Below are 21,853 nucleotides of genomic sequence, written 5' to 3'. Positions count from 1 at the left end.
AAACGGCCCGGAACCCATCAGGGATCCGGACGCTGTCAAACGCTGAGATTTCCAATGGCAGCGCGCCGAGAATGCGTTTGAGCATCAACTCAGCGGAAAAGGCGCTTCCGGCGAGAGCGATCCCTATCGGATCAAGATCCGCCCTGCCGCGCAGGCGCGACACGAACCTGAGCGAAAGCGGGCGGCGTCGGAGAGGGCGAGCACACCGGTGAGACGATCAGGCCTGGATGCGTCGTCATAAACAAAGAGCCGTTGGACGTCCCTGACCAGCATCTGCTGGAGTGCCGCTGACAAAAGCGCTTCGGCCGCCATGGCGTGAACCGGCGTGTTCATGACTGCCCGTGCTTCGGTTTCCGGAGAGACGCCGTGGTGGTAGGCAAGAATGAGATCTGTTTTTGAAACGACGCCGAGAGAGGACCGGGACTCGTCCCGGACGAGAACGGCCCCCATGTGATGGGTGGACAGGGTGTCGATGACCGTGAAGAGCGGATCGGTGTCCCGGCAGCGCCGCACGGTCCGGGTCATGACGTCCCTCACGGTGAGGCGTGCGGACGGATCGGCCCCGGCGCGCCGCATCCTTTTCCTGGCGGTCCCGCGTTCGCAGGCCCGGCAGTAGCGGTAGAGCAGTCCCACGATGTCCGCGTAGGCCACCGTACCGACCACCACCTCCCGGTCCGCACCGGTGACGAAAAGCCGATGCACACCGGCGGCCCCCATGATCTCCAGGGCGTCTTCCACCGGATCGTCGGGAAAACAGGCGATCGGCTGGCTGCCCATCACGTCGCCCAGTGGCATTGCTGTCGGCAGCTCGGCATACATGGCGCCCATGAGGTCCGTTTTCGAAACCACACCCCAGGGGGCGCCGCTGTCGGTGAGCAGCACGGCATTGACCTTGTACCGGATCATCGTGCGGATGCCCTGTCCGATATCGGCCGAACGGGGAAGGCTGACGACCTGCTGCCGCATGGCCCGGCTCACGGGAATGCCGCTCAACACCCCAAGGGTATTAACGACCGGCATGACCGGCGCCCTCCCGGATGTTGTGCGGCAATATTACGGCTGCCTGAAAAACCATACCATCACCCCATATCCGGGGAAAACATGGACATCAATCGATAGAACACGTCCGACACATAGACGATGCCCACCACCGTCCGGTCCGCCACGACCGGAAGGCGACGGATGTGCTTTTTGATCATGATTTCTGCAATGACCATCAGGTGGGTGTCCGGGCGGACGGTAACCACCTCGGTGGTCATGATGTCGTCAACGAGAATCGACCGGATGGTGGCCAGACGGTCCCTGTACACCTCAGCAGGGTCCAGGTCCTCCATCTCCCCGAATATGGCCACATGCTTGGGCTGCACGTAGTTCAGGATGTCGGTCATGGAAAGAATGCCGACAAGCCGATCGTCGCCGTCGGTGACCATCATGCCGAAGATTTTTTTCCCTTCGCGCTGCGAGGCCTTTTGAAAGGCGGAGACCGCCTCGGCGATGCTTTGCTGCGGGAAAAGGGTGTGAAAACGGGTGTCCATGAAATCACGGGCGAACATGCCGGTCCCCTTTTGACCCCGTATGGATGTTATTGCAAGGTGCAAAATGGTGTGGGTGGGGATACCATTTATGCCTGTTGGATTGAGGATACTTCAGAACACGCAGCCTTGTCAAAAACCGTATTACCCGGCGCTGGCGGCAACACCCTTGAGACGAATGCGCTCAACCGGTCAGCACAAAAACATACAGCTCCCGCGGCCCGTGGACCCCATGGACAAGCGTGGCCTCGATATCCGCGGTTTTACTGGGACCGGTAATAAAGGTCATGCAGCGGGTAATGCCTTCGGCCTGTTCTGCGGGGCTCCACTTCAGCAGAGCGTAGAGTTCCTCGAAGGTCGTGAGAATCCGGTCCAGCCGGATCACCGCAATATGGATGGACGGCAGCAACGAGACGCAGCGGGGCTGCCCGGGACGGGTTTTCATGGTCAGGGTTGCCGTGTCCGCAATACAATAGTCCGCCGAGGTAATACCCATAAACGCCGCTTCGGCGTGTCTGCGAAAGGCTGACTGCCGGCCGGCGGCAACGGGGCCGGCGTCCGGGAAATAGACCGGAATGTCCAGGGGCGCCAGGCAGGCGGGAAGCGCCATGCCCTTAACCAGCGGGTGATCCCATGCCACCACCTCCTTGCGGTCGCCCCATTCAGCGCTTTTCTCTGCAGCAATCCCGGTAATCACGGAGGCGGCCGCAGGCCCGTCTTTTGCGGTCAGAACGCTCACATTCACCCCTTGGCCGGCTTCCATGAGCCGATCCAGCAAGGCCAGATGAGCGGTCCTGTCCCGACCGGCGATGGTTTCAAGAAGCCGGAGACTATCGGTATCCGGCTCATTCGGGACAATATCATCCAGCGACCGTGGGACGGAATCGCCGCGGTCGAGGGCCCTTCTGATCGTCCGTATGAATTCAACCCGCCCGGATGCGCTCATTTCATGCTCCTGCGTTCGTTTTCGTTGCGGTAGCGCTGGATGAAACTGCGGGCGGCCAGCCGCTTCAGGTCGCGGCCGTGGGTCCAGCCCCTGCCGGCAAAGGGGAGGCGACGGATCATGGAAGGCGTTCCGGGCAGCAATCGCTGGCCGATGGCGGCGCCCTTGAGGAACAGGTCGTAGACGAAGCGGTTGCGGATCAGGTAGGACCATGCGGTGAATGCGGCCTGCTCCGCCCGGCTCCTGACCCTGACATCCCAGGACGCATCCCCTTCGGCCAGTTTGGCGCGCAGCAGAAGAAGCATGCGGGGAAGATCGATATTGACCGGGCAGGCCGGCATGCAGGCCCCGCACAGGGACTCTCCCAGGCAGAGGTCACTGGCCCGGTTGATGCCGGTGAGAAGCGGGGTGACCACCGCCCCGACCGGCCCCGAATAGGCGGACGCGTATGCATGCCCGCCGATTTTTCCGTATACCGGGCACATGTTGAGGCAGGCCCCGCAGCGGATGCAGCAGAGCACTTCCCGGAAGTCCGGATCCGCCAGGATCCGGCTGCGGCCGTTGTCGACGATGATCAGGTGAAATGCGTCGGGACCGTCCGTCCGCCCTTTTTCAGCCGGGCCGCCGATGTAGCTCACATAGCCGGCCATGTCCTGTGCTGCCGCGCCCATGGACAGGAGCCTTAAGAGGACGTCGTGGTCGGCAAGGTCGGCAACGATTCTTTCCATGCCCATAAAGGCCACGTGGACCCGCGGCAGGGTGGTGGCCATCCGGATGTTGCCTTCATTGGAAAGGGTGGTGATGTGTCCGGTCTGGGCACATGCGAGGTTGCATCCCGAAATTCCCATATCCGCCTGCAGGAATTTTTTGCGCAGCGCCCGTCTGGCCGCAAGCGTCAGGGTGGGCGGGTCATCCGTGTAGGGGATGCCCAGTTTGTCCCTGAAAAGACGGCCGACCGCCTCCCGGCTTTTATGGATGGCCGGGGCGATGATATGGGACGGCGCTTCACCGGCGAGCTGGACGATGTATTCGCCCAGGTCGGTCTCCACCGTTTCGATGCCGGCGGCCTCCAGGGCCGGGTTGAGCCCGATCTCCTCGGTGAGCATCGACTTGCCCTTGACGGCCATGGAGACATCATGACGACGGGCAATCGCGATGCAATGGTCGACGGCGGCCTGCGCGTCAGGGGCAAAATGGACATGGCCCCCGTTTTGCCCTATTTTATCGGCAAGCGCTTCCAGGAGGATATCCAGGTTGTCGATGGCGTTCAGGCGGATATCATGGCCCTTGAGCCTGAGTTCCGGGCCTTCCGGGAATCGCTGGTAGCCGGCGGCCGCCCCCTGGCCGAGGCGCTGCTGAAGGTTGGCCAGGGCGGCCTGCAGGACCGGATCCTTTATCGCCGCCTGCGCGCTGACTGGGTATGGTCGCGGTTTCAATCGGCTCCTTTTTCTACAGGGGTGTGTATTACAGCGGACATCCGCGGTTGCCGGTCAAGGGCGGCCCCTTGTCAACCGGCCAGCAGTTGTGCCAGGTGCAGGGTTTTTACCGGCGACCCGATGCGGCTCAGTCTTCCCTGAATGTTCATCAGGCAGCTGATATCGCAGCCGGTAACGGTATCGGCACCGGAGGCGATGATGTTGCTTATTTTTTCGTCGACCATGGCCACCGATATGTCCGGATAGTTGACGGCGAAGGTGCCCCCGAAACCGCAGCAACGGTCGGACGCGTTCATCTCCACCAGTTCCGAACGCCTGATGTTTCGTATCAGGCGTCGCGGCTGTTCGGCCACCCCCAGTCCCCTTAAGAGGTGACAGGAATCGTGATAGGTCACCTTGCCGGGGTAGCAGGCTCCCACATCGTCGATCCCGAGGACATCCACCAGGTACTGGCTGAGTTCAAAGGTTTTGCGGCCGACCTCTGCGGCCCGGCCCAGCCATTTTTGATCGTTTGCAAACAGTTCCGGATAGTGGTGCCTGACCATGGCGACGCAGGAACCGGAGGGACACACGATCACCTCGGCGTCCTCGAAAATGGTTATAAATCGTTTGGCCGCCCTTCCGGCCGCCTTGCGATGCCCGGCATTGAAGGCCGGCTGTCCGCAGCAGGTCTGGTTCGTGGGGACCCTTACCGAAATGCCGAGCCGGTTGAACAGGGCAACCATGGCCTCGCCCACTTCAGGGTAGAGACTGTCCACCAGGCACTGCACAAACAGGGTTACGCGCATGGGATAGACTTCCAGATAATAAATTCAGACACACAGATATTTGTCCCGAACCGCTTCATTGCATCTCAGATCATCGCTCGTCCCTTGATACCGGATGGCTCCGTTGTCAATGATGTAGCCGCGGTCGCTGAGCCGCAGGGCCACCTCGAGGTTCTGCTCCGCCAGAAGAACGGTGAGACCGCTCTCCTTGAGGCGGGCGATTTGCGATTCCAGCATGTTCACGATCAGGGGGGCCAATCCTTCGGTCGGCTCGTCGAGCAAAATGAAATCCGGGTTGGTCATCAGCGCCCGGGCGATGGTCAGCATCTGCTGTTCACCGCCACTGAGAAAACCGGCCCGCCGGCCGTCGATCTTTCCTAACGCCGGAAAAAAATCATACACCCGGTCCTTGTCCCACCCGCCTTCCTGGATGTTCCGCTCGGAGATGTCAAGATTTTCGCCGACGGTAAGGTCGGCGAAAACACGCCGGTCATCGGGAACGAAGCCGATTCCCATGCGCGCCATCAGGTAGGGCTTCTGGCCGGTACAGACCATGCCTTTGAATTCGATAGATCCTTTTTTAGGGGGCGTTAAGCCCATAATGCTTTTCATGGTGGTACTTTTGCCCGCCCCGTTGCGCCCCAGAAGGCAGACGATTTCCCCCTGGTCCACTTCGAGGGAGACGTCAAAAAGGATGTGGCTCAGATGGTAATAGGTATGGATGTTTTCTACGCGGAGCATTCGTCTGCCCCCCCGAGGTAGGCGTCACGAACCTGCTGGTTGTTGCGGACCTCATCCGGCGGCCCCTGGATGATCGTACGTCCTTGCTGCATGACCATGATCTGGGTGGCGATGGAGAACACCATGCCCATGTCGTGCTCGCAAAAGAGGATCGTCAGCCCCAGTTCTCCGGACAACCGTTTCATCAGCCGGAGCGTCACCGCCGTTTCTTCCGGTGACATGCCGGCGGTGGGCTCGTCGAGGATCAGCAGCTCGGGGCGGTTGCCAAGGGCAATGGCGATCTCGAGGACTTTCTGATCGCCGTGGGACAGGGCGCCGCTGGTCATTGCCCATTTGTCGAGCAGACCCACACTGTCGAGGATACGCCGGGTTTCGTCGACGGCGATGGTTTTGGCCGGTCTGAACAGGTCGAAGGTTTTCCTGCGGCGGGACAAAACGGCGACCTGCACATTTTCAAACAGGGTCAAGCGGTTGAAAATATTGACCACCTGATAGGACCGGCTGATCCCTTTGCGGCAAACACGATGGGGCGCCAGGCCGGCGATATTCTCTTTTTTGAACCAGATGGCTCCGGCGGTGGGCGGCAGCTGGCCGGTGATCAGGTTGAACAGGGTGGTTTTGCCGGCGCCGTTGGGCCCGATCACGGCAACCACATCACCCCTTTCGACCTTGAGCGTGGCGCCGTTGACCGCCATGAATCCATCAAAGGATTTCTCTAAGGCTTCGACCTGCAGCATCTACCGCTCCCTTCTTGCGGCCGGACCGGCTTTATGGAGAAACAGGCCGAGGACACCCTCGGGCAGGAAAAAGATGAGCAGCATTAAAACGAGGCCCAGTATCAGGGTCCAGTATTCCGTGTAAATCCCTGCGAACGTTCTCAGGCAGATGATTATGGCGGCGCCCAGCGCGGGGCCCAGAAAGATAAACCAGCCGCCCAGCAGGCACATGATCAGGATCTCCAGGGAAAGGGTCCAGAACATCAGGTCCGGAAACACGGATCCTTCGACGGTCACAAAGAGCGTGCCGGCCACCCCCGCGAAAAATGCGGCGATCGTCTGGCCGACCAGCTGCTGCCGCTGGACATTGACCCCGATGGCCCGGCACCGTTCGGGATTGTCGCGGATTCCCTGAAAAACCCGGCCGAAGGGAGAATGGACGATGGCATACATCAACAGCAGGCAGACCGCGGCGACGGTCAGGTTGAAATAGTATGCCCCGACAGACGATCCGACCAGGTCCGGCAGGGGGATCCCGTGAATGCCGTCATCCCCGCCGGTAAAGGAATACCAGCGATAGGTAATGGCCCACACCAGGGAACCGAGTGAAATCTGCAGCATGCCGAAATAAAGCTGGTTCAACCGCACGGTGATCAGCCCCAGCACCAGCCCCAGGGCAGCCGAAAAAAACGGGGCGATGGCATAGCCCAGCCACAGGGGCAGGCCGGATTTGGTGGCAAACAGGGCAAAGGCATAGGCGCCGAATCCGTAAAAAACCGCATGATGAAACTGGTACATGCCGCCGAAGCCAAGCACCAGGTTGAGGCTGGTCGCCAGCAGCGCGATCGCAAAAATCAGCGCCGACAGGTAAACGTAAAACCGCGGCAGGAACTGGGGCAGCATCAGGAGTAACGCCAGCAGGACCAGGCCGATGAAGGTTGTCTTCATGTCGAACAGGGCTTTATACAAGGATCCCCTCTACCAGGTTGATTTGAGCAGTCCTTTCGGCCGAAAAAGCAGTACGGTAACCACGGCCACGTAGGGAAAGACGATGGCAAACTGGGGCCATATCAGAATCCCGATCGAATCGGTCAGGCCGAAAATCAGCGCTCCGAGAAGCGCCCCCCAGATGTTGCCGAGCCCCCCGATGATGACGATCAGAAAGGCCTCGATGATGATGGCGTGATCCATGCCCTGGGTGATGTTCTGGGTGGGGGCCACCAGCGCCCCCCCCAGTCCCGCCAGATAGCAGCCGATAACGAATACCGCGGCAAACACCCAGCTGACATTGATGCCGATGGCCCCTACCATCTCCCGGTCAACGGCGGCGGCGCGTGCGATTTTTCCGATTTTGGTGCGGTTGGTCAGAAACCACAGGCCGGCTGCCACCAGGGGCCCGACAATCAGCAGGAACATGTTGTAGCGCGGGAAAGGAAAGCCGGAGACCGAAAATGATCCCTGCAGAAATGGCGGGGCGATCAGGCTGCGGTAATCCGATCCCCAGACCAGCTTGACCAGATCCCCGATCACCAGCGAGAAGGCAAAGGTGAACAGCAGGAGCATCATGTGCTCACGTTCATAAAGGTGACAGAACACCGCCCGCTCCACCAGAAAACTTACCCCGGCGACCACCACCGGGGCGACGACCAGAGCCAGCCAGAACCCAACGGAACTCTGGCCGAACAGCGTGGCCACGGTATAGGTCACAAAGGCGCCGGTCATGTACAGGGAGCCGTGGGCCACGTTCGGGATTCGAAGGACGCCCAGCACGAGACTGAGGCCCGAGGCCACGATAAAGAGGATCGTGGTGCGGCTCAGACCGACCAGGACCTGCTGCAGCAGAGCGGCCAGGGTTATGTTCGCGGTCAATTCCATGGCTATAACGCTATTGCTTTCTGGCCTTTTTGATCTCTTCAATCGAAGGCATGACCGCGTCGCCCGGTATGGTCATGATCTCGTCGGCAACCAGGAAATCGTATCCGGCCTTTTTTCGGGTCACCCCCATGTACATGGGCAGCATGGCCTGATGATCGAAGGCGCGCATGGTCACCTTGCCGATGGGGCTATCGACGGTCATTCCTTCGACATTGTCGATAAATTTTTCCGTGTCGATTGCCCCCGCTTTTTCGAAGGCACCAAAAATATACCGCGCGGTGAGCAGACCGTAGACGGCCCCGACAGCGGGCTTGCGTTGATAAGCGTTTTCGAAATTCTTCACGAAATCCCGGTTGGCCGGCGTTTCCGGATAATAAAAGAAGTAATTGGAGGTTCCGATAACCCCTTCCGGGGCTTCGAGGCCCAGGGGTTTAAGGGTGGAGAGCTCGGTGGCCGTGTGCATGAAAAACGGAACCCGCTCGTTGAAACCGGTGGCTTTGGCGGCCTTGAGAAAGGGGACACAGTCACGGCCGCCGGTAGCGACGATGACGGCATCGGGTTTGGCGGAAAGAATCGCCGTGATATAGGGGGTGAAATCGGGTTCTCCCACTTTCCACCAGGATTCACCGAGGCGCTCGACCCCGGGTTTCAGCGTTTTCAGGTTGTTCCACACACCGTCCGCAATGGCATGCCCGTATTCATAATCATCACCGGCGATCCAGTATTTCATGTAGGGTTTTTTGGCCAGGCCAACCGCCGCGGCTTTTCCGGCCAGGGCGGTATTTTCCGTGATCGAGAAAACATACCGGTGTCCCCTGGCCCCGGTAATTTTCGCGCTTTTGGAAAAGGTGGCGAAAAAAGGGACCTTCTCTTTTTTGCACATATCGGAGATCGCCAGGGCCAGGGCGCTGTTGATCGTCCCCATGAGGACATCGACATTCTCACGGTAGATCAACTCTTTGGCGGCGGACAGGCCGATATCGACCTTGAATTTGCTGTCCCGGGTGAGGACCTCGACCTGGCGGCCCAATATCCCGCCAGCGGCATTGATTTTCTCCGCCTCCATGTTGAACGCGTCGCGTACGTCGTTGGTGTACGTGCTGGCCGGGCCCGAATAGCAGTCGACGATTCCGATTTTTAGTGTTTTTGCCGCGTGAGATGCAGGTGCGACCACCAACAGACAAACCATGATCATGAGCAAAAGACCGATGCTGAAAACCGAATGCTTTTTCATAATCCCCTCCTTCTTGGGTTGGGTGGCACTTGGTACACCTGTTCGTAAATACGGAGAAGTACCGATATTGCTGCTGCACCCGGATCGCAAGGCGCGAGAAGCGTGAATAGCCAAAGCCTATTTACACGCCGAGCAACACCGCGAGCCGTGATGCAGCAGCAATCGAATGCCAGCGTATTTATGAATAGGCGCACTTAATTCCTGCACGTTGGGCTGGTCGGTGTGTCACGACGATAAAAAAAGCCTGACCGGCGTAATTCTCTTCGAGTCTATGTCCGCCGCCGCCGATGACGGGGAAAAGGTATTAAATGGCTGACGTTTTATGCGCGAAGGGACAAAGCGTGTCGGAGGCGTCAAATCGGGTTACGGGTGGATAATCCTGCCTCCATGGTAATACCACGGCTATCAGAACCGGTTCTTTGTGTCAAGACCAGGCCCCTTGACCCCTTTTCACAATCTTTATATAAACAGATGAAATATACCTTGACGATAGTATTGGTATTACCAGGGATCGCCATGAATAAAGATAATTACCAGCGCATTCGACCCAGAAAGATGTCGGACGAAATTGTCGGCCAGGTTAAAACCCTGATAAAAACAGGCCGACTTCAGCCCGGCGAACAACTGCCGCCCGAAAGGGCTTTTGCGGAATTGCTGGGTGTGGGACGTCCCACCTTAAGGGAAGCGCTGAACCATTTAGAGGCGCTGGGCATCGTGGAAATCCGGAAACGCCAGGGCGTGTTTGTGAAAAATATCGGTTCTTCGCTGGTTTCCGATCCGCTTTGCCGGGTGTTTCAAGAAGACCGCGGCATGCTGCCCTATCTGTATGAAATGAGAAAAGACATTGAAATCGCCGCGTCCCGACTGGCCGCCCAGCGGCGGACGGACGAGGATCTCGCCGCCATCCTGGCCCCGATCAAAAACATGGAAAATGACTTGAAAACGGGGGCCTTTTCCATCTCCGATGACATCGATTTTCATATGGCCGTCGCCAGGGCGACCCGCAATTTTCTCAGGGTGCACATCATGCAGCACCTCTTCGATATTTCCAATGAATTTCTGGAGCGGGTGCACACGCGTCTGGGCCGGGGATATGAAGAATTATCGGTGGTGGTCGACCACCATCGTCTCATTTTTGAGGCCATCCGTGACCGGGATGTACCGGGATCAGGCGGGGCCATGGAGAACCACCTGGCCTGGGTGGAACGCCAGTGGTTGCGGGTGATCGATGAGGATCGCAGGCAATCCGGGTAGGCATCAGCGGCCAACCGCCTGGAACGTGTTGGTTTCGCTTGCCGGCCAATCGCAATTGGAAAACTAAAAATCGACAGATCCTTCAGGTACCTGGCAAGTGGCACCCGAAGGGTTTTTTAATTCGAGAACTACACCCTGGCCAATGCCTGATCCAGGTCGGCGATGATGTCTTCAGCGTTTTCCAGCCCCACGGAAAACCGGATCAGGCCGTCATCGATGCCGGCCGCCCGGCGCTCGTCGGGGGTCATGTGTTCGTGGGTGATGGTGGGCGGGTGCATGCAGATGGAGCGGCTGGTGCCGAAGGTCACCGCGTGAACCACCAGTTTGAAGTGGTTCATGACCGTTGCCGCACCGACCTTGCCGCCGGGAGCCACGAAGGAAAGCAGACCGCTGTGCCCGGACATCTGCCGGCAGGCCAGGGCGTGCTGGGGGTGACCGTCCAGGCCCGAGTAATTGACCCGTTCCACCTTTGGGTGGTCGTCCAGGTAGCGGGCCACGGTCAGGGCATTGGCGCTGTGCCGCTGCATGCGCATGGAGAGGGTCTCCAGGTACTGCAGGGTATTCCAGGCCTCGGCAGGCGGAATGATGGACCCCACGAATTCGGTGGTGTTCCAGCGGATGTCTTCCATCAGCGGTTCCGGCCCCACCAGGGCGCCGCCGAGGATGGTGGCGTTGCCGGACATGAACTTGGAGATGGACAGCAGCACGATGTCCGCGCCCAGTTCCAGGGGGCGCTGCAGGGCGGCCGTGGCCGTGGTGTTGTCCACCATCAGCGGTACCCCCCGGCTGTGGGCCACGTCGGCAACGGCCCGGACGTCGGTGACGAACAGGCAGGGGTTGGAGGGGGTTTCCACCCACACCAGCTTGGTCTTACCATCGATTTGCGCGTCCCAGGCGGCCGGGTCGGCCGGATCCGCCACGAAACGGAAGTCGACATGACAGCGTTCCGGGAAAATGGAGGCCGCCTGCTTGTAGCCTTCGCCGAAGACATTCAGGGAGGTGACCACGTTGTCCCCGGGCCGGGCGATGGTAAAAATCAGGTTGAACAGGGCCTGGGAGCCGGAGCCGGCCGTCAGGCAGGCCTCGCCGCCTTCGAGGGAGGCGATGCGATCCTCCAGCACCGTGTTGGTGGGCGTGCGGGTGCGGCCGTATACCGGACAGGGGATCCGGTCAAAGGTTTCGTAGGGAAAGGTGACCGACTGCACCAAAGGCGGGGTGAAGGACCTGAAGTTGTCCTGGTCCGTCATGGGATCGAAGCCCGCATGCAGTGACCGGGTATCGAAGCCGCGGCCGGCATCGTCACGCCCGGGCCGGGATGCATCCTTATCGTAAACCCAGGGATCCCTGAGAAAAAAATGATTGTCATCGGACATGATTAGGGCCTCCCTTTAAACATCTAAACATCGAAAAGATGAGTTGCGATGAAAAACAACAAGAATCCAGTAGCCAGTCGCAAGCATTCAGAATAGCATTGTTGTCGCTTCGCTCCTACGCATTTTAATTTTACCGAACCGAAGGCGACGTCATTATTCTGAGTTCTTACTTATCAATACTACTTTCCATATCAGTCTTAATAACCACAATTATTGTATAACGTTGAGATAGCTCCCAAATCGAATTCGTAAGGGATTATTCCTTGTCGTGTCTGTTCAGAAATGAGAGATTTTGGTCGAGACCAAGGCATGCTAAAAATTTTACCACAGGCATATTGATGATATTCCGAGGATAAAATTTTTGGCATAACGCAGATATCGGGCCAAATAACCATTTATGGATGGGCACGATCGATCCACTCCTGCTCCCGCTTGACAATCGCCTTGATCTTCTGCCGAACATCTTCCGGCAGGGGTGCGACGGTGTGTTTTTCGATAATCTCGTCCACCACCTTGGCGGCTTTGTCTTCCAGGGTCAGGCGTCCGTTTTTTTCCCACTGCGAGTATGGCCCCTTGTCGAAGAGCGTCGAGTAGAAGGGCTCCTTGTAGTGGCGCATGGTGTGGGCATGCTGCAGAAAGCTGCCCGTGGGGCCCACTTCGTCGATGGCGTCCAGGGCCAGGGTTTCATCGTCCACCACCACGCCCCGGGTGGCGGCCCGCAGGAAGCCGATGGTCTCGTTGGCCATCACCTGGAGTTGCAGGGACCCCTGGAGGCCCGAATCCATGAAGCCCACGTCGTGGACGATATTGGCGCCGTGGAGCAGGGCGGTCATGAGGCTGATGGTGCATTCCATGCCGGCCTGGTGGTCCAGGACCTTGCCGTCGGTGGCGCCGCCCAGGCCGAATACGGGCAGGTCGTAGTGCTTGCCCATGCTGGTGGGCACGCCCTGCTCGTCGGCCAGCACGTAGTTGCCCACCATGGTCTTCAGGTTGTAGGGTCCGCCGTTCCAGCCCGGCACGGCGATGGGCGCCCCTTCCCGAACCAGTTGGGACAGTACCACGCCCAGCAGGATGCCGGCGTTCATGGAGGCCATGCACCCGGCGATGGTGGCCGGTGAATTCACTCCGCCGGCATTTAAGGGAATCCACAGCTGGGGCAGGCCCTTTTCGGCCAGGTAGATGCACTTCTGCAACGCCTCTTCGTTGGCGACCAGCCCGGATGTCACGTTGATGTAGCAGGTGGCGAAGGGATGGCGCCGGAAGGCGCCGGCACCGCCGGCCACGGCCTCGCACATCTCCACCGCCGCCACGCACCCCTCGAAATCCGGGGAGACGAACACGATCGGTTTGGTCGTGTGGTTGAGCATCACCTCCATCTGATAGCGGTCGTAAATGCGCTGGTCCACATCCTTGGGCAGGAACAGGGACATGACAAAATCGATCTCGGGCAGCGAATCCATCACCCGGGCCGCGGCGACCACGTCGTCGAGCAGCGGGTCGCGGCGTTCACCCGTCCGGTGATCCAGAACGGTCAGGCAGTCCGAGCCCCCGCCGTAATAGGTATTGTGGCCCCAGGCCCGGATGGCGGGTTTTTTGTTGCGGTCGTACAGGGTCAGCCGGCGGGGCGCCAGGTTCAGGGCCCGGGTCACCATGGTTTCGGGGATGCGGATGCGGATGCCGTCGACCGAGGCGCCGCCGGCCACCAGGATCCGGCGCGCTTTTTCATCGTGGACATCCACGCCGGTCCGTTCCAGTATTTCCAGCGTAGCCATGTGGATGCGGTCGCACTCCTGGTGCCCCATGCGGGAATAGTGGGCACTGGCCATACGGTTTTCGTGGGTTGGTATCATTGCTCACCTCATTTTGATATATCAATAATTATTATTCTTATATCAATTTTTATTTTATGGGGAACCAAAAGTCAATTTTATTGTTGCACCTTTTTCCCGTACTGGTATTAAAAAGATCCATTACCATGCGACAGCAAAACCATCTTTCGGGAACAGCTTGCCGAGGAGCCATTGATGTCACCCAAAAAAACCGCGCGGGCATCCAAAAACCAGATATACACGACCCTGCGAAGTGAAATTATTCTGGGCCATCGCAAGGCCGGTGAACGGCTGGCCATCAATGACCTGACGGCCCGGTTCGGCACCAGTGTGACGCCGGTGCGCGATGCGCTGCAGATGCTCAGCCAGGAGGGCCTGATCACCATCAAGCCCCGCTCCGGTTATTTTATCACCCAGGTCACCCTCAAGGAACTGCGGGACATGCTGGAACTGAGGGAAATTCTGGAGGTGGCCGCCGTCGAACGGGCCGCCGCGGCCATATCAGCAGGCGAACTGGAGGCCCTTAGAAAAGTCCATGCCGGATATACCGGAGACGACGACCGGGCCTATACCCGCTACACCGATGAAAACATGCGTTTCCACTACCTGCTGGCCCAGGCATCCGGCAACCAGGAACTGGCCCTGGCCCTGCGGGGCCTCCACGAGCGGCTGGCCCGTTTCATGGTGATCCGCAAGGCGGGTAAACATCTGGAAGACATCCACAGGCTGCTGATCGACCGGCTGGCAGCCAACGATGTGGCCGGAGCCAGAAAGGCGATCGTTGAAGAGGTCCGCAACAGCCGAAAAGCCATCATGGACAGGATCATGCAAGAAGAGGCAGCCCATTGGCACGTGGGGACGGGATCATGAGGAAAGGAATCGTCGCGGCCATTGAAGCGGCGGTGGATGAAGCCAACCGGCAGGCCGGCATCGCATCGGCCTGGCAAACACCGCTGGTGGGGTTTGCCGATGCCGGGGATCCGCTCTTCGACGAGTTGCCCGAAGCGATCCGCCCCTCTCATGCCCTGCCCGGGGATCTTTTACCGGGCGCCCGGACGGTGATCGCCTACTTTCTCCCCTTCGATCCGGCCATCGCGCGGTCCAACCACCGCGGCGCGTTCAGTTCCGAGGCTTGGGCCGTCGCCTATATCGAGACCAACCGGCTGATTGCCAGCATCAACGACCGCATGAACACCCTTCTGGAGCTGGCGGGATATCGGGGCACCCGCCTGCCCGCCACCCACAATTTTGACGAAGAACAGCTCATGAGCGACTGGTCCCACAAGCACGTGGCCTATATTGCCGGTATCGGCAGTTTCGGGCACCACCACATGCTCATTACGGACAAGGGCTGCTGTGGACGGTTGGGAAGCGTGGTCACCGATGCCCGCATCGCGCCGACGCAGCGAACCGACCGGGAACGCTGCCTCTTCAAATACGACGGGTCCTGCCGGAAATGCGAAAACCGCTGCCCGGCCGAGGCGCTCGGAGAGGCCCCCTTTCGCCGCCACGCCTGCTACGACCGGCTGCTGGAAAATGCACGCCGCCATGAACACCTTGGGCTGGCGGATGTGTGCGGCAAGTGCGCCGCCACCGTGCCCTGCTCCTTCATCGACCCCGTGGCCCGCGCCTCCCGGAAGCAATCCGTACCCAAATGAACGGACCGGGATCCGGCGGGCAACCGTCCTCACGGAACGGCTATTTTCTGATCAGCTGTTTAACCAGATCGGGAAGGTGTTTCTGGGCGGCCCATATCCGCAGCGTCTGCCGATGATCCTCGGCAGGAAGCCCCAGAACGGTTTTCCCCGCGGGCACATCGCTGACAACGCCGGCGCTCCCGCCGATCCGTGCTCCGGCGCAGACGGTGACATGGTCTTTGACCAGCGAACGGCCTCCCATGACAACCCCATCGCCCAGGGTAACGGACCCGGCCAGGCCGGCCTGGCCCGCCATGACGCATGATCGGCCCAGGGTACAATTGTGGCCAATCTGAACCAGGTTGTCGATTTTGGTGCCGTCGCCGATCGTGGTGGCACTGAACTTTCCCCGGTCCACACAACTGCCGGGGCCGATCTCGACGCCGTTTCCAATCTCCACGGTACCGATTTGGGGAATCTTGACCAGGCCGCGCCCGTCGGGCGACGGCCGATAACCAAAACCGTCGGCGCCAATGGTCACGTTCGGGTGGATGATGCAGTGGTCGCCGATCAGGCATCGGTCCCGGATGACGGTTCCGGACCAGACGACCGTCTGGCTGCCGATGCGGGTGTGGTCCAGAACGGTGACATTGGGATAGAGCGTGGAACCCGCGCCGATAACCACACCGGGCCCGACGTAGCAGCCGGCCCCGATGGCGGCGCCGGGCCCGATGCTGGCCGTGGCGTCGACCACCGCCGCCGGATGGATGCCCGCTTCACATGCGGGAGGCGCCGGCGCAAACAGGTTGAGGACCTGGGCCATGGCGAGGTCGGCATCGGCAACGCTGACGGTTGCCCGGCCCTGCCCCGGATCGACGTCCAGACGCTGGTTGACGATAGCTGCCGACGCCCCTGACCGGTCCCATAATTTTATGTATTTCTTCTGCCCGATAAAGGTCAGTTGGGTTTTCACGGCCCTGGAGATCTCTTCCACGCCCGTGATCTCAATCGTCGGATTGCCGCTCAGTTTACCGCCAACCGCCCGGCTGATCGCCTCGATGGTATATTTTTTCAAAATGGCTCCTTGAGGTCCAGCTGCATTGGGGTTCATTCACGCCGGGTCGCACAGGCCACGCACAAAGCCGCCTCCGGCATGGCCATCAGCCGGGCAACGGCAATCGGCTCTTCACAATCCCGGCAAAGGCCGAAATCTTCCGAATCGATTGTCCGCAGGGCCTTTTCCAGCCGGGCCCGGGTGGCCCGGGCCTTGGCCAGGGCCGCCTCGTTGATGCCCTTGCTGTCGATGGCCGCCATGCGCGTGAGGCGGCCGATGGCGTTATCCGGCGAAACCGGCATGGAAGCGGCTTTGAAGGCATCGATGTCGCCGGTGACCGCGTCGATGCGGTCACGGATCAGCCCTGCCAGTTGTTCTCTCTCGTCTTTGGTCATGGCTTAATATCTTTCCGTCATCAGTGGAATAGGCCGCCCCGGTCCGGACCCGGGTCCTCTGGATATCACAGAATCCACGCAATGTCTGCACCACAGCCGCTGCGTGGCGGCCCCGACCGCTTGAAAGCCCCGCGGCGCCAAGGTGCCCGTTCAGTCTTTTTCCCGCCGTGCCAGGATCTCCTTCTCCCCATCCCTTTTCAGCCGGGCCAGCTCGTCGAGAACCTTGCCGTCCATCGGCTCGGGCTGGTGGCTGTCAACGATGTTACGCACCTCTTCGCGGACCCGGTCCTCCATGGTGGGGCCGCCGGCCGCCTGCCAGGCCGCGATGGGCTGGCGGTCCAGCAACCGGGCATGCCACAGCTCCCTGCGAAGATGATCGACCGTGTGGCGCTGGGCCAGATAATTGCCCCCCGGCCCCACGGCGTCCATCACGTCACGGGCAAGCGTGTCGGTATCAACGGTGATGCCGTCGACAAAGCGTTTGGTCATGCCGATAATTTCGTTGCCCATGACCAGCTGCTCACAGGAGCAGGCCATTCCGCTGGCCATGTACCCCACGTCGTGGATCAGGTTCAGTCCCGCCAGGGCCTGGCTGAAAATGGCGAAGGTGCTCTCGATGCCGGCCTGGGCGTCCAGGCGTTTGGCGTCGGTGGCACCGGCCAGGCCCCATGTGGGCAGGCCGAAAGACTGGGCCACCTGGGCCTGGGCCGCCAGGCCCAGACTCCCCTCAGGGGCGCCAAAAGCCATCAGGGCGGTAGCCATGTCAAGAATGCCCACATTGCCGCTCATGGACACGGGGCATCCGGGCTTGCGCAGCTGGGCCAGGGTAATATGGATCAATGACTCGGCGGTGATCTGAACCACGGTGCCGGCCAGGGTCATGGGCGCCGTGGCCCCGGGCTGGGCCGTGGCCCCGGGCACCTGGGGCATGAACCGGTCGGCCGCGATGAAAATCCGGTCGACGACCTCCCGGGGAAACACGAAGGGTGAAATGGCTTCCGGGTAGAGCATAAGAAACGGTCGTTCCCGAAGACGGTCCGGCCCGCCGGCCACCACCGCCGCCATTTCGAAAACATATTCGCATCCGGTGGGTGTGTAACCGATGAAAACCATCGGTTTGGTGGTGTTGGTAACCACCGATTCAAACTCGTGCAGGTCGGCAACCGTTCCGTCGACATCCTGGACGGACCCCATGGGCATCACAAAGTCAATGTTGGGCAGCGCATCGGCCACCCGGGCGCCGATGGCGATGTCCCGCACCCGGGTTTCATGGTATTCGCCGGTGAGGGCATCTTTGGTATTGGGGCTGGCCGTTGAGGTGCTGTAGTGGCTCTTGCGGCCCTCCACCTCCATGGCCCGGCAGCCGTTGCGGTCATAGATGGTCCACCCTTTAGGAACCGTGTTCAGACAGCCCTCGACGATGTAGCGGGGAATCTTGACCCGTTCATCCTTGACGATGGCACCGGCCTCGGCCAGCATTTTCCGGGCACCGGGATGCAGGCATTTGAAGCCCGATTTTTCGATCACCTCAAAAGCCGCCTGGCGAATTTCCCAGATCTGGTCATCGGTGAGGACACGCATACCAACGCTGCAGGCTTTGGTTCGCGAGGCTTGGATCATGGTAGGTCTCCGTCAATTATGGTTTTTCCAAACGGACTGCACAACCGCTGCTTTTACTTGAAGCCGTCAACCAGCCTGTCGATGGCACCGGCCATCTTTGCATCGATGGGGCTTGCCGTGTGGCTTCCCAGAATCCGGTTCAAGCGATCATGGGCGCGGTCCACGAGGCTGGTTCGGCCCTCTGCCGACCATTGCTCGTAGCCATGCCGGCAAAGGAGATTCGGTCGCCACTGGGTGGTGCGAAGGTGCTTCAAAGTATGGGGCTGGGTGAGAAACTGTCCCTGCCGCCCCCCCTGGCTGATGACTTCCACGGCCAGATGGTCTTCGTCTATCTCGACCCCTTTCTGGATGCGGCGGATCTGGTCGATCACCTCGTCCATGATCACGACCATCTCCAGACTGCCGGTCAGGCCGAAGTCCAGGTAGCCCACATCGTGGTTCAGGTTGGAACCGGCGGCGGCGGACATGTAGGTGAGCAACCCGGCCTCGAAGGTGGCCTGCCCGTCGGGAATCTGGGAATCGCTGGTGCCGGCGTAGCCCCAGTTGGGGATATCGAAATAGTGACTCATCTCCACCATGGTCATGTAGGCCATGAGGTATTCGGGGGCATTGTAGGAGCACTGACTGGTGGCCATATCCAGTACGGCGGCGCCCATGCCCATGAGAAAAGGGGCGCCCGGTGCGGTCAGCTGGTGGACCACCATGCCGAGGAAGCATTCCGCCAGCCCCTGCACCACGTGTCCGGCAACGGTCATGGGTGCGGTGGAGCCGGCAATGGGGGCCGGTGAATAGATCACCGGCATGCCCGTCTCTGCACAAAAGATCAGCTTGTCAAGGCTCTTGAAGGGGTGCTTGAGCGGACTGATGGGCTCAGCATACTGAACCCAGTATGGTTTTTCACGCAGCTGGGACTCACCGCCCCTGATAATTTTGGAAATCTCCCACATGGCCGACAGGTCGTCCCTGCGGTCCGCCGTGTTGACGATGGGTTTAACCGAATTGGCCGCCATGGCGGCAAAGCTTTCCAGGTAGGCGCGTTGGGCATCGATTTCGTGTGGATGGGCAAAGGACATGATGAAATCGATGTTGGTCAGGGCGTCGCAGACCCGTGCCGCCCGGGAGATGTGTTCCAGCCGGGTACGTGTCCGTTCGAGGCTCTTGCCGTCGACATGGTACATCAGATCGGAGCCGGTGCCGAAATAGGCCCGCCGGCCTCCCAGGTCCATCACGTGGTCGCCGTCGCGGTTGAACATGGGAATGTTGGCCGGCGCGCTGGCCACCGCGTTTTCGACCAGGGCAGCGGGAATGGTGACCAGCCCGCTGGCATCCTGGCGGCAGCCGGCGGCCTTGAGCCGTCTGACAGCATCGTCGTGCTGCACCGTCATGCCGGTGTGTTCCAGTACCTGAAGGGCCGCATGATAGATTTTCTGTTTGTCGGTTTCCGATAAAAAAGTCAGCCTTGGAGTGAATGCATTGGAGGGATCGTTCATGGTCGAGTTTCCTTTTCTGTTGATCAAATAGCTGCTTCCGCGCGGCCCGTTCAGGATTCGGCGGCGATGGTGTCGATATCCAGGGAGGACAGGGTTTCCTTCAGGGGGCGACCGTGTTTATCCCAGCCCATGGCCGCGTAGAATTCGGAGAGCATCCGGGCCATGATCGCCGGCGTCAGTACCGTGTCGCCATGGGTAAAAAACATGTCGGGGAGGCGGTCTTCATCCATGTCGGGGACATGCTTGAGATTGAACAGGCGTTCCATGGCTGCCACCCGATCCCCGATGCAGAACAATTCATCGGCATCGAGGGGCAGGCCGGTGATGGCCGAGGCCAGCAGGGCTTCGTTTTCCAGGTCGAAGGTGCCCAGGAGCGACAGGGTCGGCACCTTGCACAACCCCAGACTGTCGACAATGATGTTCACCAGAACGGCCCGGCGGACCAGGTGCCCCTTGCCGGCGGGTCGATGCCTGTCTACCGACTCGGCAGAACCGAAGGCCTCGGCGCCCTTTTCCGCCGGCCAGCGGTGCTCCATGGAGGCGTATACGTTGTTGTAGTCGCCCCCACGGCTGGAGACGGCATACCCCAGGGCACTGCCCAGCATGCCGGCCGGGTGGTAGGCGGTCAGCTCCAGTCCTTTGACGTGGGCGGCGAATTTTCCGGCATCGCCCCCGAAAATGGCGGCGGCCCGGCGGACCCCCTGTGCCAGGATTCCGCCCAGTCCGATACCCGCCGCCATCTGGCGGAGGAGGGTCTCCATGGCCGCGGCGTCACCCCATGCGATCCGCAGGCCGTTCGTATCGGCTGTGGTGAGGATGCCGCGATCGAAAAGGTCCATGGCAAAAGCGATGGCCGTGGACGCCGAGGTGGAATCCAGTCCCAGTCGGGTGCACAGGTTGTCCAGGTGTACCACGGCCTGCAGGTCGCTTAGCCCGCACTTGGCACCCAGGTTGATCATGGGCTCAAACTCCGGACGGGTGGCCGTTTTCCCCTTCATGGACCCCTCTTTGAACTTGAGATCGGCCTTGCACTGGACCGGGCACCGGTAGCAGCCGCTGGAGTGCAGCTTGTCCGCGATGAGTTTACGGCCATCCACCCCGTCGACCATCTCAAAGCGTTGATGCCGGTAGTTTCGGGTCCCCATGACGCCCATGTCGTCGGCCCACTTGATGTACCCGGCGCCGCCGAAGCGCGAGAAGGTGTCGAACTCCGGCGAGGCCTTGATCTTCCTGACATAGTCGTCCACCGCGCTGCCGATAAAGGGTCGACGATCCTCGAAGGGCCTGACACCTCCCTTTTGGATGACCACCGCCTTGAGCCCTTTGGCCCCCATGACCGCGCCGAGGCCGGTTCGGCCGGCCGCATGGTCTCTAGCGGTAACGATGCAGGCGAAACGGGCGCCGGTTTCACCGGCAGTGCCGATGGACAGGATTTGAAATTTGCCGGGGGACAGATCGGCGGCGATGCGATCCTGGGCGTCGAAGGCATCCAGCCCCCAATAGGCGGCGGCATCTCTGATTTCTGCACCGGCGTCGGAAAGGAACAGGTAAACCGGCTTCGATGCCCGGCCCCGGATCACCAGGCTGAGGATGCCGGTGGAACGCAGCCAGGCGCCGGCATAGCCGCCCACATTGGAACTTCCGATGAGCCCGGTGAGGGGCGACCGGGCGTTGATGTGAAGGCGGGAGGCCGCGGGTGCCCGGGTGCCGGTCAGCAGGCCGCATGAGAAAACAAGCAGGTTTTCCGGTCCCATGGGGTCGACACCCGCCGGCAGATGCTCGAACAGGTACCCCACATTGAACCCCCGCCCCCCCAGGAACCGACGGATCGTGTCACCGGGAAAGGGGCGCCGGACGCAGGTGGCCGAAGCCAGATCGACCTCCAGCAGGTCACCGAATGGCGTCTTCCGATTGCGGTCCAAAATCCCTTCCATTTCCTCGGGCATTAATATTTCCG

At 60.4% G+C, this 21,853-nt stretch carries 20 protein-coding genes; 3 read left to right on the top strand and 17 right to left on the bottom strand.

What is annotated here, in order from left to right; all coding sequences use genetic code 11:
- Positions 1–123: 123 nt before the first annotated feature.
- From DSCA_RS22465 to DSCA_RS22420, 10 genes are all read right to left on the bottom strand, one after another.
- Entirely contained in the window at positions 124–1,020 is an 897-nt protein-coding gene (locus DSCA_RS22465) for a CBS domain-containing protein (RefSeq protein WP_155318575.1), read from the bottom strand.
- Positions 1,021–1,079: 59 nt separating this feature from the next.
- Positions 1,080–1,553, bottom strand: coding sequence for a CBS domain-containing protein (locus DSCA_RS22460; protein WP_155318574.1), 474 nt, complete (start codon positions 1,551–1,553; stop codon positions 1,080–1,082).
- 163 nt (positions 1,554–1,716) lie between these two features.
- On the bottom strand, positions 1,717–2,478 hold the full coding sequence (locus DSCA_RS22455) for a LutC/YkgG family protein (RefSeq protein ID WP_155318573.1): 762 nt from the start codon (positions 2,476–2,478) through the stop codon (positions 1,717–1,719).
- Positions 2,475–3,911: a LutB/LldF family L-lactate oxidation iron-sulfur protein gene (locus tag DSCA_RS22450; RefSeq protein ID WP_155318572.1), complete on the bottom strand. Its 1,437-nt coding sequence runs from the start codon at positions 3,909–3,911 to the stop codon at positions 2,475–2,477. The genes DSCA_RS22455 and DSCA_RS22450 overlap by 4 nt, the downstream gene beginning before the upstream one ends.
- Positions 3,912–3,982: 71 nt before the next feature.
- Positions 3,983–4,699, bottom strand: coding sequence for a (Fe-S)-binding protein (locus DSCA_RS22445; protein ID WP_155318571.1), 717 nt, complete (start codon positions 4,697–4,699; stop codon positions 3,983–3,985).
- A gap of 24 nt (positions 4,700–4,723) precedes the next feature.
- Positions 4,724–5,419, bottom strand: a complete 696-nt coding sequence (locus tag DSCA_RS22440; protein WP_155318570.1) for an ABC transporter ATP-binding protein — start codon at positions 5,417–5,419, stop codon at positions 4,724–4,726.
- Positions 5,407–6,156, bottom strand: coding sequence for an ABC transporter ATP-binding protein (locus tag DSCA_RS22435; protein ID WP_155318569.1), 750 nt, complete (start codon positions 6,154–6,156; stop codon positions 5,407–5,409). Before DSCA_RS22435 ends, DSCA_RS22440 begins: the two co-directional genes overlap by 13 nt.
- Complete coding sequence (locus tag DSCA_RS22430; protein ID WP_197904647.1) at positions 6,157–7,104, bottom strand: branched-chain amino acid ABC transporter permease; 948 nt, start codon at positions 7,102–7,104, stop codon at positions 6,157–6,159. It lies immediately after the preceding gene.
- A 9-nt stretch (positions 7,105–7,113) separates the two neighbouring features.
- Complete coding sequence (locus DSCA_RS22425; RefSeq protein ID WP_155318568.1) at positions 7,114–8,010, bottom strand: branched-chain amino acid ABC transporter permease; 897 nt, start codon at positions 8,008–8,010, stop codon at positions 7,114–7,116.
- A gap of 10 nt (positions 8,011–8,020) precedes the next feature.
- Positions 8,021–9,244, bottom strand: coding sequence for an ABC transporter substrate-binding protein (locus tag DSCA_RS22420; RefSeq protein WP_155318567.1), 1,224 nt, complete (start codon positions 9,242–9,244; stop codon positions 8,021–8,023).
- A 516-nt stretch (positions 9,245–9,760) separates the two neighbouring features.
- Between DSCA_RS22420 and DSCA_RS22415 the strand changes: the two genes are divergently transcribed.
- Positions 9,761–10,498, top strand: a complete 738-nt coding sequence (locus DSCA_RS22415) for a FadR/GntR family transcriptional regulator (protein WP_167527916.1) — start codon at positions 9,761–9,763, stop codon at positions 10,496–10,498.
- A gap of 128 nt (positions 10,499–10,626) precedes the next feature.
- On the opposite strand, the gene DSCA_RS22410 is transcribed toward DSCA_RS22415, so the two are convergent.
- Together DSCA_RS22410 and DSCA_RS22405 are read right to left on the bottom strand one after the other, a co-directional pair.
- On the bottom strand, positions 10,627–11,871 hold the full coding sequence (locus tag DSCA_RS22410) for a trans-sulfuration enzyme family protein (protein WP_155318565.1): 1,245 nt from the start codon (positions 11,869–11,871) through the stop codon (positions 10,627–10,629).
- A 395-nt stretch (positions 11,872–12,266) separates the two neighbouring features.
- A complete protein-coding gene (locus DSCA_RS22405; protein WP_155318564.1) occupies positions 12,267–13,721 on the bottom strand; it encodes a trimethylamine methyltransferase family protein in 1,455 nt (484 codons plus the stop codon).
- Between the two features lie 174 nt (positions 13,722–13,895).
- On the opposite strand from DSCA_RS22405, the gene DSCA_RS22400 reads away from it, so the two are divergent.
- Complete coding sequence (locus tag DSCA_RS22400; protein ID WP_155318563.1) at positions 13,896–14,570, top strand: GntR family transcriptional regulator; 675 nt, start codon at positions 13,896–13,898, stop codon at positions 14,568–14,570.
- Entirely contained in the window at positions 14,567–15,358 is a 792-nt protein-coding gene (locus tag DSCA_RS22395) for an epoxyqueuosine reductase (protein ID WP_155318562.1), read from the top strand. Before DSCA_RS22400 ends, DSCA_RS22395 begins: the two co-directional genes overlap by 4 nt.
- Positions 15,359–15,398: 40 nt before the next feature.
- Here the strand turns inward: DSCA_RS22395 and lpxD are convergent, their stop codons facing one another.
- The 5 genes from lpxD to DSCA_RS22370 all read right to left on the bottom strand — a co-directional run bounded on the left by lpxD (position 15,399) and on the right by DSCA_RS22370 (position 21,842).
- Positions 15,399–16,412: a UDP-3-O-(3-hydroxymyristoyl)glucosamine N-acyltransferase gene (gene lpxD, locus DSCA_RS22390; RefSeq protein WP_155318561.1), complete on the bottom strand. Its 1,014-nt coding sequence runs from the start codon at positions 16,410–16,412 to the stop codon at positions 15,399–15,401.
- A 32-nt stretch (positions 16,413–16,444) separates the two neighbouring features.
- Positions 16,445–16,786: a TraR/DksA family transcriptional regulator gene (locus tag DSCA_RS22385; protein ID WP_155318560.1), complete on the bottom strand. Its 342-nt coding sequence runs from the start codon at positions 16,784–16,786 to the stop codon at positions 16,445–16,447.
- Between the two features lie 150 nt (positions 16,787–16,936).
- Positions 16,937–18,406: a trimethylamine methyltransferase family protein gene (locus DSCA_RS22380; RefSeq protein ID WP_155318559.1), complete on the bottom strand. Its 1,470-nt coding sequence runs from the start codon at positions 18,404–18,406 to the stop codon at positions 16,937–16,939.
- Between the two features lie 53 nt (positions 18,407–18,459).
- The gene (locus DSCA_RS22375; protein ID WP_155318558.1) at positions 18,460–19,896 is read right to left on the bottom strand and encodes a trimethylamine methyltransferase family protein; all 1,437 of its coding nucleotides are present in this window, start codon (positions 19,894–19,896) and stop codon (positions 18,460–18,462) included.
- Positions 19,897–19,946: 50 nt separating this feature from the next.
- Entirely contained in the window at positions 19,947–21,842 is a 1,896-nt protein-coding gene (locus tag DSCA_RS22370) for an aldehyde ferredoxin oxidoreductase family protein (protein ID WP_155318557.1), read from the bottom strand.
- Positions 21,843–21,853: the final 11 nt, after the last annotated feature.

The organism is Desulfosarcina alkanivorans (assembly GCF_009688945.1).
GTDB classification, from domain to species: Bacteria; Desulfobacterota; Desulfobacteria; order Desulfobacterales; family Desulfosarcinaceae; genus Desulfosarcina; species Desulfosarcina alkanivorans.
This window is presented reverse-complemented; position numbering and strand designations above follow the sequence as displayed.